This is a genomic window from Glaciecola sp. G7-5 (genome assembly GCF_055808975.1).
Genome location: NZ_CM147892.1, coordinates 4369963 through 4384099, shown reverse-complemented (window position 1 = coordinate 4384099; position 14137 = coordinate 4369963). Strand labels below are relative to the sequence as shown.

Genomic DNA, 14137 nt, shown 5'->3' with positions numbered 1-14137 from the left:
GGGCTATCGTATTCGCCTTATTGGCCGTAGGTGCTTATTTCATGATGCAGCAAGGCGTTAAATTTGAGTCTTACGCTAGCTTTATTGATATGGGCGGACGTGGCTTTTTTGTTTGGTTAAGCTTTGGTCTTAGTATTTTGGTCATGCTCTTGTTACTTGCTTTTAGCGTGCTTGAGCGAAAAACAATCGTAAGTGAAGCACATAAACAAAAAGCACGAGTAGAACGCATTTTGGCCGCTAGAGCCGCGGCAAAGCAAAAGAAAAACGCTAAAAACACAGAGAAAAGCGCAAATAATCCTTAATTTATAAATCGAGACAAGCAATGAACCAACGAAGAAAACAGAGACTTATTGCCGTAACTAGTATCATTTTGCTGATTGGCGCTGCCGTTGGCATTATGCTAAGTAGCTTAAGCGATAATGTTGACGCGTTTTATACTCCAAGTGAAATTTTTGAAGGTAAGGAAAAAACTGGGGTAAAGCCTGTTATTGGTCAGCGTATTAGAATTGGTGGCATGGTTGTGCCTGGCAGCGTCGAGCGTAATACCGACACACTTGCTGTTAGCTTTGACCTTGTGGACTTAGGACCGGCGGTCACTGTTCAGTTTAAAGGCATTCTGCCCGACTTATTTAGAGAAGGCCAAGGTATCGTGGCTACGGGTGTGCTTGAAAAAGAAAATTTAATCGTGGCGCATGAAGTGTTAGCTAAACATGATGAAGAGTATATGCCATCGGACCTTGCAGAAAAAATGAAAGGAATTAAGCATGTACCTCCGTCTCAGGGGAGTTATTAATGATACCAGAAATAGGTAATTTTACGCTTGTTGTCGCATTAGTATTATCAATACTATTGGCCGTGTATCCACTATGGGGCGCGCAAACTAATAACATAACAATGATGAAAATGGCGCGGCCGCTAACCATCGGCCTATTTGTGTTTACCTTGTTTGCTTATATCTGTTTGACGCATGCGTTTATGACCGATAACTTCAGCGTAAGTTATGTTGCGCAAAACTCCAATAGCCAGTTACCGTGGTATTACAAAATGACCGCCGTTTGGGGTGGACACGAAGGTTCCTTCCTACTCTGGGTACTGATTTTCTCTGTCTGGACGGTTGCCGTAGCACTTTTCTCCAGAGGTATTCCTGATGTGATGGTGTCACGAGTGCTGGCGGTACTCGGCATGGTGAGTATTTCATTTTATTTATTCATGTTAATAACATCTAATCCTTTTGACAGTATGTTGCCTTTCTTCCCGGTTGACGGACGCGACCTAAACCCATTGCTGCAAGACTTTGGCATGATTATTCATCCTCCTATGCTGTATATGGGCTATGTTGGCTTTTCTGTTGCTTTTGCTTTTGCCATTGCTGCGCTCATTGGCGGGCAACTAGATTCGACTTGGGCAAGATGGTCACGCCCATGGACAATTGCCGCATGGAGCTTCTTAACCATTGGTATCGCCCTTGGCAGCTGGTGGGCATATTATGAGCTTGGCTGGGGCGGCTGGTGGTTTTGGGATCCAGTAGAAAACGCTTCGTTTATGCCATGGTTGGTGGGCACGGCGCTAATGCACAGTTTAGCGGTAACAGAAAAACGCAAAGTATTTAAGTCTTGGACGGTATTATTAGCTATCGCGGCCTTTTCTTTGAGCTTATTAGGTACTTTTTTAGTGCGCTCTGGTGTATTGGTATCGGTGCATTCGTTTGCAAGTGATCCTGACAGAGGTTTATTTATTCTTGGCTTACTGGTTATCGTTATTGGCGGTTCATTATTGCTCTATGCTTTAAGAGCATCACAGTTAAAAAGTGTTGGAAGGTACGACATATTCTCTCGTGAAATGATGCTGATGGGGAACAATGTCCTATTAGTTGCGGCCACGATTGTTGTATTACTGGGGACTTTATTTCCCCTTGTTCACAAAGAGATTGGTTTAGGAACGATTTCTATAGGCGCTCCCTTTTTTAATCAAATGTTCACCTTGCTCATTGTGCCTTTTGTCTTGTTTTTAGGGATAGGGCCGCTTACGCGCTGGAAGACACAAAAGCCGGTAATGCTGCGTAACCAGCTCATCTTTGCCTTTATTTTGGCAATCTCAGCAGGGTTGTTAATCAACTACAGCTACGATGAACAGACTTACATGGGTTTGTTAGGTCTTGTGATGAGCGCATGGATAGTGATGACCTCGATTTTAGAGGTGCGTCAACGTGTTAGCGCAACGACAAAAGATGAACCATTGCTAACATCACTTAGGCGCTTAACTCGAAGCCATTGGGGAATGGTGCTGGGGCACTTAGGCTTTGCTGTAACACTTATCGGTATTACCCTAGTGAGCAATTATGAGCTAGAGCGTGACGTGAAAATGGTGCCCGGCCAGCGTATCGCAATTGCAGATTACGAGGTCGAGTTTACTGGCATGACAGAGATTGAAGGGCCCAATTATGTTTCTAATAAAGGCATTTTTGATGTGTTTAAAAATGGTGAGCTGGTAAGCCATCTAGAGCCTGAAAAGCGTTTTTATTCAGTACAGCGAATGAGCATGACCGAAGCCGGCATTCATACGACCTTCACGCGCGACCTTTTCGTTGCAATGGGTGAACCCCTTGACGGCGATGCTTGGGCAATTCGTTTATATTACAAACCTTTTGTGGTTTGGATTTGGGGCGGCGCATTTATTATGTGTATAGGCGGGATATTCTCTATCACCGACAAGCGCTACAGAATCAAAAAAATAGCAAAGGTAAAAGACATGTTGAACAACGACACGGAACGCGCTAAAAGTTCGGCACTAGGTTCAAGTGCCGCACGCGCAGAAAGTACGCGAATTAAGGGAAATATATGAGTCGCTTAGCTAGTTTTCTTATCCCACTTGTCTTATTTTTGGCACTGTGCATATTTTTATTTAAAGGGCTTTACTCTGACCCTACGGAGCGCCAGTCAGAAGTATTAGCTAAACCCTTCCCGGTGTTTGAATTGCCTGATTTAAGCGATGAGAAACTTATACATACGAACACTATCTTTGAAGGCAAAGTGACGCTAATTAACGTGTGGGGAGTGTGGTGCGTCACTTGCGCCATTGAATTACCTTACTTAACTGCCTTGTCTAATAGTGGTTTATCGATTGTTGGTTTGTATTATGACCAAGATATAGACCCTGATTTTGGTACAAAAACACTGCAACGAGTCAGGCTAGAGGTTGCACAAACGGTAGGTAAATACGGAAACCCATATCAATTTAATATTTTTGATGTTTACCGAGACACCTCCTTAGATTTGGGCGTTACCGGCGCCCCAGAGTCCTTTTTAGTGGATCAAAATGGCGTTATTCGTGTGCATCATCTTGGCGACATTAACCCTAGGGTATGGCGAGAAAAATTTTCTCCCATAATGAGTGAAATTGCGCCGCAAACAGCAAGTCAGATAGAAGCTTTGAATACAACATTGACGGGCGGGGCCAAGGCCATTGAAGAAGGACAAAGCAATGGATAAGCGATTAAGCATGGTGTTGATGGTCCTTGTTTTATTTTCAAGTCAAAGCATAGGACAAGACTCTGCCACTCAAACGGATGCTGAAGTTAAGCAAGAATATGCTGAAAACTACGTGTTTGCAGACCCTCATAAACGAAAAGAGTTTTTAGAGCTTACTAGCGAACTGCGTTGTCCCAAATGTCAAAACCAGAATATCGCCGATTCAGACGCCCCAATTGCGCACGATATGCGTCGAAAAACCTATCAATTGATGCAAGAAGGTAAAGGGAAAGCCGAGGTAATTGAATGGATGAAAGCTCGCTATGGTGATTTTGTGCATTATCAACCCCCTTTAAATGCGGTGACTATTTGGTTGTGGCTGCTACCTGTACTATTTGCACTTGTAATGCTTGTGTTCTTTATTCGAAGACGCAAACCTGAAGTGGCTCATGACATCGACGCCAAGCTCGCCCGAGCCGAACAACTTTTAAAGGATGACTAAGTGAGTTATTTTTATTTATCTGCCATAGTTATTGTCTTGGTGGCAGTTCTGTTTGTGTGTTTTCCTATTCTCAAAAAGAAATGGCGCAATAACGCGTCTAGTGCAAATACTACAGAATTATCGAATGCAAATGTTATTAAACAACGCATGCTTGAACTAGAAGTAGAGGTTAATGAGGGTTTAATTGATGCTGGTGAAAAGGATAATGCGGTCAGGGATTTAAAATTGGCTCTGGCTGATGAGAGCCCGCTACAGTCGTCTAAAGATGTACAGGGTTCAAAACCGATGTTGCTCATCCTTATTGCCATTCCTGCCATTATCATAGGCGCATGGGTTTACTGGCAGGCAAATCAACTTGAAGGCTTGCAAACTTACAAATCGTCAGCCCTCGAAGTTGCAGATATACGTAAAAAGCTTGAGGAGCAGGGCCCACAAAGTTTAACACCAGACGACTTTGCAAAATTTGCCTTGTCTATACGTAGTGGCTTGCGTGAAAACCCAGATGACGCGCGAGGCTGGAGCTTTTTAGCGATGGTAAATACATCCATTGGACGTGTGGATGAAGGTATAGCCGCTTATAAGAAGGCACTAGATTTGACTCCAGCTGATGATGCCTTGCGCTTTAAGTTCGCAGAAGCATTAATGCTGCAGGGTAGTGAGGAAAGTCTTCAGAACTCTGCTTATCAATTAGACTATTTAATCAGAAAACAACCTGAAGACCGCAATAACAGGTTATTATTAACTTCGGTTGCGATACAACTGCAAAACCCTGAGCTAGCCGTTAGTCAATTCGCATTGATAAAAAATGATATGAATCCTTCTAGTCAGTTTTATCAGACGATTGTTGCTGAATTGCGAAAGCTAGGGGTTGATGACGTGTCGATTGTTGGTGAACCTTTGGCAGCAAGTGCGCGAACATCCAGTGGCGAACAAAAAGCAAGTTCACTTGAATCACAGGCTTCTACAGACCGGAAAAATAACAGTGAAGTACTTGTGACGGTCACTATCAGTGATGAATTGCAATCTAGTCTGCCAGATTCTGCGTATCTTATTGTATTCGCGCAGCACAGTGATTTACGTAGCCGCGCACCGTTAGCGGTTAAGCGTTTTAGTTTAGCCCAGTTACCGGCTCAAGTCGTGTTGTCTGACGCAGACGCTATGATTCCGTCAATGAACCTTAGCTCAGCACAAGCGGTAAACATAACGGCAAGAATATCGTTTGATGAAGATGTAATGCCTAGCGCCGGCGAGCTTGAAGGTTCAACTAAAAATATATCGATTGCTGATATAAACAGCAGTTCAGAAAACAATAAAGTTAACGTTGTTATTGATAGCGTGTTGAAATAATTAAATTGTGGACCAGCATATTGAGGTCCGATGGAGATTGTGAGTTTGAAAAATACTTTTTTACGCTTTTTTGGCGTTAATGAATTGATAAGCCTTCGAAGCGTGTTGTTGCTCGTTATTTTAAGTTCAGGTTGTGCAACTAATAATGGTGCACAGCCGGATAAAGGAATTGACGCTGCTGACAGCAATTTAGAGCAAACCCCTGTGACATCGCCAGAACCCAACAAAATATCAGATCCTTTTGAAGGTTTTAACCGCTTGATGTGGGATTTTAACTATGAGGTGCTTGATAGATTTATCCTAAAACCTTTTACTAAAGGCTATATCGCGATTATGCCACAGGCGGTTAGAACTGGGCTTGTCAATGCCGCCAATAACATCGAAGAGCCTGCCAATATGATGAACAATCTATTTCAAGGTAAAGGCGAAGCGTCGCTCACCAGCGCTGCAAGGTTTACGGTAAACACAACAGTGGGCTTGCTAGGCGTGTTTGATGTTGCAGAAACGATGGGACTTGAACGCGAGCGAGAGGATTTTGGAGAAGTATTAGGTGTATGGGGAGTGGGTACCGGCCCTTATTTGATGATACCGGTACTTGGACCAAGTGATTTTCGCAGCTTAGCTGGTGACGTAGTCGATAATTACTATTGGCCATCAACGGTGATTAATGATCCTTATTTGATTGCTGCTTCAGTGGTATCGGTGGTAGAAGCGAGAGCGTCATTACTCGATCAAGAAGAAAACTTGAAACGTTCACTCGATCAATACCTATTTGTGCGCGATGCTTATTTTCAGCGTTTAGCTTTTGAAGTTAGTGATGGTGCAATTGAACAAAAGTCAGAGGAAGAGCTCGAACAAGAGCAAGATGACTTCTCTGATTTTGAAGATCTGCTAAACGGGATTTGAGTTATTTCAAGGCCCGTTTAACAATTAGCGCATACACTACAGATTAGCTTTTAGAATAGCCATTTGGGTTGTTGCTTTGCCAGCGCCAAGAATCAGCGCACATTTCTTGTAGGCCTTTTTTAGCCGTCCAATTTAACTCATTGGCGGCTAAGCTTGGGTCGGCGTAGCAAGACGCTACATCGCCGCTTCGTCTAGGTGCAATTTTATACTTTACTGTTTGGCCGCTTTCTTGCTCAAAGGCTTTAACCATATCAAGCACGCTGTATCCGTGGCCTGTGCCGAGATTACAGGTGAATAATCCGCAGCCTTTGTCAATCTTGTCTAGTGCCTTTAAGTGACCATTTGCTAGATCTTCTACGTGGATGTAGTCTCTTACACCGGTGCCATCAGGGGTGTCGTAATCATCACCAAAAACGCTCAAGGCTTCACGCTTGCCAGTCGCTACTTGTGTAATGAATGGCATCAGGTTATTGGGTATGCCGTTTGGATCTTCACCAATTCGACCTGAAGGATGAGCCCCTACAGGATTAAAATACCGTAGTAACACAATATTCCATTGGGAGTCAGCTTTGTAAATGTCTTTGAGCATCAACTCTACCATGAGTTTAGACATGCCGTAGGGGTTAGTAGGCGTACCTGTTGGTAGGCCTTCATGCAAAGGAAGTTCGACGGGGTCTCCATAAACTGTTGCCGATGAACTAAATACGATGTTTTTAACATTATGCCTTGCCATGGCTTGGCAAAGGTTTAACGAGCCATAAACGTTGTTCTCGTAATACATCATAGGTTTTTCTACCGATTCACCGACCGCTTTTAAACCAGCAAAATGAATAACGGCATCGATTTGATAGTCGGTGAATATCTTATCTAAACACTGGGTGTCACGAATATCACCCTCAATTATAGTCGCCGTTTTCCCGGTGATTTCAGCTACTCTTTGTAAACTGATATCGGATGAATTTGAATAATTGTCTAACACAATAACATTTACGTCTTGTTCGAGTAATTGCAATACTGTGTGGCTGCCTATATAGCCGCTACCGCCGGTGACTAAAATTGTTTTCATTCAGGTTCCTCTGGTTTCTTTAATTTAATATATTTTGCGCTTAATGAGTATTGCAAAGGTTTGACGAAAAGGGGATACAAAAGCAATACTAACCCAGCCCAGGCCAGTGCCCACCAACTTTCAACAACGCGCAGTAACAAAGCAAACATCGGCACAATGACCAATAGCTTTACAATGTTGAGCAAGGTTTTTTCGGGGATGGTCATTTTATTGGCTGCTTGTTCAAGCGTGGCCATTCTCTCGGTCACTGAGAGTTGTTCGAGTCCAGGTATGTGTTTAGTTGAGGTATATATTTTCAATGTTCACTCCAGTTGAGCTTCCTATTATACACCAACATAACAAAAAAGGATGAAGCATAAATGTTTCATCCTTTGACCATTTAAATATGAATCTTGTTTACTAAGCTTCTTTTTGCGCTAATTTTTCCCATCTGCCTGTTTTAAACGATAGCAATACTAAGACAATTCCTACGCCCACACTAAATATGGTGATTTGTAGATATAGGCCAGGCATTTGGTCAAGTTTGTTTGGATCGAAGTTGCCGGAAAGCAATCCCGCAATGATATTACCCATTGCATAGGTTAGCGTAAATACGCCCATCATTTGACCTGCAAAGCGCTTAGGTGACAACTTACTGACGGCACTTAATGCAACTGGGCTTAAACACAGTTCACCTACAGTATGCAGGAAGTAGGTGGCAACCAGCCAATAAGGAGCAACCTTTAAACCCGTGGCAGCGTGCTGAGCGGCGAAGAACATTACAATGAAGCCTGATGCCATGATGATTAAGCCAATAGCACATTTAATTGAGTAACTAGGCTCAATCATTCGCTTCGCTAAGTTAATCCACAATGCAGCAAAAAAGGGTGAAAGTATAATGATGAAATAAGAGTTGATTGATTGGAACCACGCTGGTGGAATTTCAAAATCACCCACCATGCGATCAGTAAAATTTTGACCAAATAAGTTTAAAGAAGAACCTGCTTGTTCAAAGCCAGCCCAAAAGCACGTTGAGGCAACACAAATGAGAAAGAGCGCGCCAAGCCCGCGTTTTTCATTGGCGTTTAAGTTACCAAAGAAGAATATATAGCCAAAGTATAAAAGGAATATAGCACCAATTATTTTCGCGACTTCGGTCGCAACGGCAACTGGGTTAAAAATAATAGAGCCGTTCATAGTCATGCTTGTGACAAAGGCTAATAGCACCAAGAAGACAATAATGACTGTCCATGCGATTTTATTGCCTTGTGCACTAAGGGGAGTTTTGGGGCCATCAGCTACGCCCATAATATGTTTAGCACTTAGCTTGTATTGTATTAAACCAATGCCCATGCCGATGGCGGCTGCACCAAAGGCATAGTGGTAACCGTAGTTAACTTGTAAGTAGCCACAAATCATGTAGCCAATAACAGAGCCAATATTGATTCCCATGTAGTACAGTGTATAAGCACTATCGCGGCGTGAATCTTCTTTGGTGTATAGCTCGCCGACCATTGCGCCAATATTTGGCTTTAATAAACCGGTACCTAATACGACGAAAATAAGACCGATGAAAAAGCTCCAATCGCTAGGAATGGCCAAGATAATGTGGCCAGCCATAATAACAATGCCGCCATAGAAAACCGCCTTTTGACCACCTATTAAACGGTCAGCAATCCAGCCACCAGGCAAGCCAAAGAAATAAACAGCACCGGTATAGAGGCCATAAATTGCCCCCGCTGAGGCGACAGTTAGGCCTAGTCCGCCTTCTTGCAGGGTGGCGACCATAAACAATACCAACAGTGCACGCATGCCGTAATAACTCATGCGTTCCCACATTTCGGTTAATGCAAGTGTTGAGAGGCCAATGGGGTGACCAAAAAATCGCGTATCTTTGGTTCGTGCTAGTTGATGGGGATCAGGGGTAGTGCTTTGCATACAGCTTCCTTTGTTTTTGTTGTTTTTCTAAGGTGTTTTATAAAATTTGCTTGTTCTGCATTATGCCTTTGAATTGGGCGCGGGTGCAAGTTTGTTCGCATTCGATAATCATTTGACGAAAATATCACCATACTTCGACATTTTGTTAAGTTCTTTTCATCATGTGTTGTTTACTTAACCGTATTTTAGAATCAATACAAAGAAGCTTTGGGGCTTTGTTTTTACGAGGTTTTTTTGCGACAAACACTTAATTTGGCTTGATTATTGCTTTGGGTTTCGTTAGCAAGCGTGACCGTTTTTTTATTGTCACTTATCAAATACACAATTATCTACTTAAGCTTAAGCAGATTACGGATTAAAAAGAATGTTGAATAACAAAGCTGTCTTAATCACTGGCGGAACCGGGTCATTTGGGAAACAGTTTATTAAAACAATTTTAGAACGTTACCCAAAAGTAAAAAAGATTATCATTTTCTCGCGCGATGAACTCAAACAATCAGAGTTGCGCCTGCGCTACCCTCAAGCGAGTTTTCCTCAATTGCGATTTTTTATTGGTGACGTGCGTGATAGCGAGCGCATCAAGCGTGCCTGTGAAGGCGTAGATGTGGTCATTCATGCCGCTGCTATTAAGCAAGTGGATACCGCAGAATATAATCCAACTGAATGTATCAAGACAAATATAGCCGGTGCAGAAAATGTCATCCATGCCGCACTTGAATGCGGTGTAAAAAATGTAGTGGCGCTATCTACTGATAAGGCATGTGCACCGGTCAACCTTTATGGCGCTACAAAACTTGCGTCTGACAAGTTGTTTGCAGCGGCTAACAACATAAAAGGGTCAAAGGATATTAAATTTAGCGTAGTACGCTACGGTAATGTGATGGGCTCGCGAGGCTCTGTTATTCCATTCTTTTTAAATAAGCGCAAAGATGGGTTGTTGCCAATCACGCACGAAGATATGACAAGATTTAATATATCGTTGCAAGACGGTGTTGATCTCGTTATGTTTGCCATTGGCAATCATTTGGGTGGGGAAATATTTATTCCCAAAATTCCATCTTATAAAATATTGGACGTGGCGAAGGCCGTTGCGCCTGAGTGTCAAATTGAAGTTGTTGGCATTAGGCCCGGTGAAAAACTGCATGAAGAAATGCTTACCGATACCGATTCAATAAATACCATTGATTTAGGTGATAAATACGCTATTTTACCGTCGGTTTCGTACATGTATAGTGAAGCTGAATTTATGGCCCATCATAAAGCGCAAAAAGTGCCCTTTGGGTTCAAATATAACTCTGGTACTAATACCGAATGGGAAAGCGTAGATAGTTTACGAGAATTAGTAGTCAAGCATGTAGACCCTTCGTTTACAGTGTAGAGAATAGAAATGATACCTTATGGCAAGCAAGACATAACCCAAGAAGATATAGACAGCGTTATTACTGCATTAAGTTCAGATTTTTTGACGCAAGGTCCCTTGGTGCCTGCTTTTGAAAAAACACTGATCGACGCTACAGGTGCAAGCTATGCAGTTGCTGTAAATAGCGCTACCTCTGCTTTGCATATTGCATGTTTGGCACTGGGTTTAGGGGAAGGGGATATTTTATGGACAAGCCCGGTCACTTTTGTTGCGTCTGCAAACTGCGGATTGTACTGCGGCGCTAGCGTTGATTTTGTTGATATAGACCCTAAAAGTTATAATCTATGCCCCAAAGCATTAGAACAAAAGTTACGCTTGGCAAAGAAAAGCAATCGTTTACCAAAAGTACTCGTTGCCGTTCATTTGGCAGGGCAACCCTGCGATATGGCGGCTATCGCTAAACTTGCAAATGAATATAATTTTAGAGTTATTGAAGATGCTTCTCACGCCATTGGCGGACGTTATCATGATAAAGCAATAGGGGCTTGTGAATACAGCGATATATCCGTTTTTAGTTTTCATCCTGTTAAAATAGTCACCACAGCCGAAGGCGGGGCAGCGCTTACCAATAATGAAACGCTCGCAAATAAATTAGCGCTATATCGGAGCCATGGTATTACGCGCGACGAGTCAATGATGGAAAACACCTCACATGGCCCATGGTATTATGAGCAAATAGACTTAGGTCTAAATTATCGAATGACCGAGTTACAGGCGGCTTTGGGTATTTCTCAAATGCAGCGCTTGCATGAATTTGTTGCTGCTCGGCATGCATTGGCGAAACGCTACAATCAAAAGCTTGCTAATTTGCCTATAGTTTTACCCTATCAATTGGATAACACTTATTCGGGCTTGCACCTTTATATCATTCGCTTAAAACTCAATGAAATCGACAAAACCCACAGAGAGGTGTTTGATGCGCTCAGAGAAAACGGAATAGGCGTAAACCTGCATTATATTCCAGTTCATCTGCAACCTTATTATCAGAAAAAGGGTTTTCAAAAGGGGGACTTTCCTGAATCTGAACACTATTATGATACGGCTATTTCATTACCTTTGTTTCATGGGATGACACATCTTCAACAAGATGAGGTTATAAATAAACTTAGTGCGATCGTTAACGGCCAAATATGAACGTAGCCATCATACCCGCCAGAGGCGGAAGCAAGCGTATTCCACATAAAAACATCAAGTTATTCCATGGCAAACCCATGATTGCTTATCCTATTGATGCAGCTTTGTCATCTGGATGTTTTGACAAGGTAATTGTGTCAACCGATGACCAAAAAATCGCTGATATTGCTATAAAATGCGGAGCAGAAGTTCCTTTTACTCGCCCCGCCGATATTTCTGATGATTATGCAACAACCATAGATGTCATTAAACATGCTGTTAATTTTGGTAATCAAAATGGATGGCAAGCAAAGCAAGTTTGCTGCATTTACGCAACAGCACCTTTTATCAGCGCAGATTACATTAAAAAAGGACTTGATGAACTTCTCTCTGGCGATTTTGATTACGCGTTTAGCGCAACTACCTTTGCTTTTCCTATACAAAGGGCTATAAAGCTAAAGGCCAATAACACGGTAGAAATGTTCCAACCCGAACACCTAAATACCCGTTCACAAGACTTAGAAGAGGCTTATCATGATGCGGGACAGTTTTATTGGGGCACAGCAAAAGCCTTTTTAGATAATAGGCCCTTTTTCAGCAATCGCGCCAAAGCGGTAGTACTTCCACGTAAAAGAGTGCAAGACATCGATACGATAGAAGACTGGGAACTCGCAGAAGCCCTGTTCAAGGCTTTATAATGCGAGTCGTATTTCGAGTAGATGCGTCAGAACATATTGGCAGTGGTCATGTAATGCGATGTTTGGTGTTAGCTGATGCGCTTCGTGCCAAAAATCATCAGGTTGTTTTTGTGACACGTGCGCAAGCCTCAGATTTAAACGAGTATATTTTAGCGAAAGGTTTTACTTTAGTTTTACTAAATACGCCTAATAGAAGCGTGCAGCCAAATGGCACTAATGATTATAAAGCTTGGCTTCAAGTTTCAGAACAAGAAGACTGCGATGATTTTTTGAGCGAAATTAATAAAGCCGAATTGCTTGTTATCGATCACTACGCTATTGGCAAAAGCTGGGAACAACAAGTCAAACATAAACTAAACTGCAAGCTAGTGGTTATAGATGATCTTGTGCGTGAACATTGCGCAGATATTGTACTCGACCAAACCTTAAATAGACGGCCTGACGAATACACATCAATATCAAATTGTATTGCCCTTACTGGTAGCAAATATGCATTGCTAAAACCGGGTTTTAGTCAAGTAAGGAAAGCGCAAAAAGAACATGAAAATCCTAAGCACCAACTGCTGATAACTATGGGCGGAATTGACAAGCCTAATGCAAGCCTTAAGGTTTTAGAAATATTACTAGAATCACGTCTGCATATAAAAACGACCGTTTTATTAAGCAAAAGAGCTCCGCATTATTCTTCGGTCAAAGCATTCGCACATAAACATACTGAGTGGGTGAAACACATAGATTTTGTTGAAGATATGGCGTCGTTTATGCTGGATTATAGCATAGCGATTGGTGCTCCTGGCTCTAGTTCATGGGAACGAGCTTGCTTGGGAATACCTTCTATTGTTGTGCCCTTGGCTGAAAATCAGAACGATATTGCTGCTGCACTTGGGGCACAAAACGCAGCGAAGGTTGTTGCCATTAATGACCTTAAACAAAATTTACTGCCAAGCCTAAATGAAATAATCAAAAATTGGCTTGTGTTTCGTCGTAATAATCAAGCTTTGTGCGATGGACTAGGCTGCGAGCGTGTGGTCGAACAAATAGAGAGGGTAGGGTCTTGATGTTAAAAGTAACGGTAATTTGTTCTGATGAGGCACACCCAGTTTACTCATCATTGCTTTCTTGGAAGGAAGATAATGAGCACAAATATTCGATAAACATATTAACGAGCATTAACGATGTTAAAGAACAGGGAGATTTACTCTTTTTGGTGTCGTGCAGTGAAATAGTTGATGCGAAACACCGAGCGAAATTTAGACATTCGCTGGTATTACATGCGGGTGACTTGCCGAAAGATAGAGGGTGGAGTCCGCATATATGGGCGATTTTACGAGGTGATAACGAAATAACACTTTCATTGCTTGAAGCCCAGGATGCGGTCGACTCAGGTGCTATATGGCGGAAAGTTAAGATAGCTTTTGACGGCAATGAGTTATATGACGAAATAAACCAAAAATTATTTGAAGCCGAGCTAAAGTTAATGTCGTGGGCATGTGAAAATATCGCGAATGTTCAACCAACACCACAAAACGAGTCGCAAGCGAACTATTTAAGAAAGCGTACACCAATGGACAGTCAGCTAGATATAAATAAAACGATCAGCGAACAGTTTAATCAGATTCGTGTTTGCGACCCTGAAAGATACCCTGCATATTTTTACGTAAATGGCTGTAAGTACAAAATTAAAATTGAGAAGTGCTGAAC

The 14137-nt window shown here is 42.3% G+C and carries 15 protein-coding genes; 12 read left to right on the top strand and 3 right to left on the bottom strand.

Annotated elements, in window-relative coordinates:
• The first annotated feature begins 41 nt into the window (after positions 1 to 41).
• The 7 genes from ccmD to AC0L6H_RS19330 are packed head-to-tail and all read left to right on the top strand — an operon-like array spanning position 42 to position 6222.
• Positions 42 to 302, top strand: a complete 261-nt coding sequence (ccmD, locus tag AC0L6H_RS19360; protein ID WP_473394589.1) for a heme exporter protein CcmD — start codon at positions 42 to 44, stop codon at positions 300 to 302.
• Between the two features lie 20 nt (positions 303 to 322).
• Positions 323 to 793 (top strand): cytochrome c maturation protein CcmE, encoded by a 471-nt coding sequence (gene ccmE, locus AC0L6H_RS19355; RefSeq protein ID WP_473390937.1) that lies wholly within the window; start codon positions 323 to 325, stop codon positions 791 to 793.
• Positions 793 to 2841, top strand: coding sequence for a heme lyase CcmF/NrfE family subunit (locus AC0L6H_RS19350; protein WP_473390935.1), 2049 nt, complete (start codon positions 793 to 795; stop codon positions 2839 to 2841). Before ccmE ends, AC0L6H_RS19350 begins: the two co-directional genes overlap by 1 nt.
• Positions 2838 to 3488 (top strand): redoxin family protein, encoded by a 651-nt coding sequence (locus tag AC0L6H_RS19345; protein WP_473390934.1) that lies wholly within the window; start codon positions 2838 to 2840, stop codon positions 3486 to 3488. Before AC0L6H_RS19350 ends, AC0L6H_RS19345 begins: the two co-directional genes overlap by 4 nt.
• Positions 3481 to 3969 (top strand): cytochrome c-type biogenesis protein, encoded by a 489-nt coding sequence (locus tag AC0L6H_RS19340; RefSeq protein ID WP_473390932.1) that lies wholly within the window; start codon positions 3481 to 3483, stop codon positions 3967 to 3969. Before AC0L6H_RS19345 ends, AC0L6H_RS19340 begins: the two co-directional genes overlap by 8 nt.
• The gene (ccmI, locus tag AC0L6H_RS19335) at positions 3970 to 5316 is read left to right on the top strand and encodes a c-type cytochrome biogenesis protein CcmI (protein ID WP_473390931.1); all 1347 of its coding nucleotides are present in this window, start codon (positions 3970 to 3972) and stop codon (positions 5314 to 5316) included. It abuts the gene before it with no gap.
• A 45-nt stretch (positions 5317 to 5361) separates the two neighbouring features.
• Positions 5362 to 6222, top strand: coding sequence for an MlaA family lipoprotein (locus AC0L6H_RS19330; RefSeq protein ID WP_473390930.1), 861 nt, complete (start codon positions 5362 to 5364; stop codon positions 6220 to 6222).
• 43 nt (positions 6223 to 6265) lie between these two features.
• Here the strand turns inward: AC0L6H_RS19330 and galE are convergent, their stop codons facing one another.
• From galE to AC0L6H_RS19315, 3 genes are all read right to left on the bottom strand, one after another.
• Positions 6266 to 7288, bottom strand: coding sequence for a UDP-glucose 4-epimerase GalE (gene galE / locus AC0L6H_RS19325; RefSeq protein ID WP_473390928.1), 1023 nt, complete (start codon positions 7286 to 7288; stop codon positions 6266 to 6268).
• Positions 7285 to 7587 (bottom strand): DUF6170 family protein, encoded by a 303-nt coding sequence (locus AC0L6H_RS19320; protein WP_473390927.1) that lies wholly within the window; start codon positions 7585 to 7587, stop codon positions 7285 to 7287. Before AC0L6H_RS19320 ends, galE begins: the two co-directional genes overlap by 4 nt.
• Before the next feature lie 100 nt (positions 7588 to 7687).
• Positions 7688 to 9205, bottom strand: coding sequence for a peptide MFS transporter (locus tag AC0L6H_RS19315; protein WP_473390925.1), 1518 nt, complete (start codon positions 9203 to 9205; stop codon positions 7688 to 7690).
• 364 nt (positions 9206 to 9569) lie between these two features.
• On the opposite strand from AC0L6H_RS19315, the gene pseB reads away from it, so the two are divergent.
• From pseB to AC0L6H_RS19290, 5 genes are read left to right on the top strand one after another with little or no spacing between them, the layout of a single operon-like run.
• Positions 9570 to 10583, top strand: coding sequence for a UDP-N-acetylglucosamine 4,6-dehydratase (inverting) (gene pseB / locus AC0L6H_RS19310; RefSeq protein ID WP_473390923.1), 1014 nt, complete (start codon positions 9570 to 9572; stop codon positions 10581 to 10583).
• Positions 10584 to 10592: 9 nt separating this feature from the next.
• Entirely contained in the window at positions 10593 to 11759 is a 1167-nt protein-coding gene (gene pseC, locus AC0L6H_RS19305) for a UDP-4-amino-4,6-dideoxy-N-acetyl-beta-L-altrosamine transaminase (RefSeq protein ID WP_473390922.1), read from the top strand.
• Entirely contained in the window at positions 11756 to 12436 is a 681-nt protein-coding gene (gene pseF, locus AC0L6H_RS19300; RefSeq protein WP_473390921.1) for a pseudaminic acid cytidylyltransferase, read from the top strand. The genes pseC and pseF overlap by 4 nt, the downstream gene beginning before the upstream one ends.
• Complete coding sequence (pseG, locus tag AC0L6H_RS19295) at positions 12436 to 13494, top strand: UDP-2,4-diacetamido-2,4,6-trideoxy-beta-L-altropyranose hydrolase (protein WP_473390919.1); 1059 nt, start codon at positions 12436 to 12438, stop codon at positions 13492 to 13494. The genes pseF and pseG overlap by 1 nt, the downstream gene beginning before the upstream one ends.
• The gene (locus AC0L6H_RS19290; protein ID WP_473390918.1) at positions 13494 to 14135 is read left to right on the top strand and encodes a formyltransferase family protein; all 642 of its coding nucleotides are present in this window, start codon (positions 13494 to 13496) and stop codon (positions 14133 to 14135) included. Before pseG ends, AC0L6H_RS19290 begins: the two co-directional genes overlap by 1 nt.
• Positions 14136 to 14137: the final 2 nt, after the last annotated feature.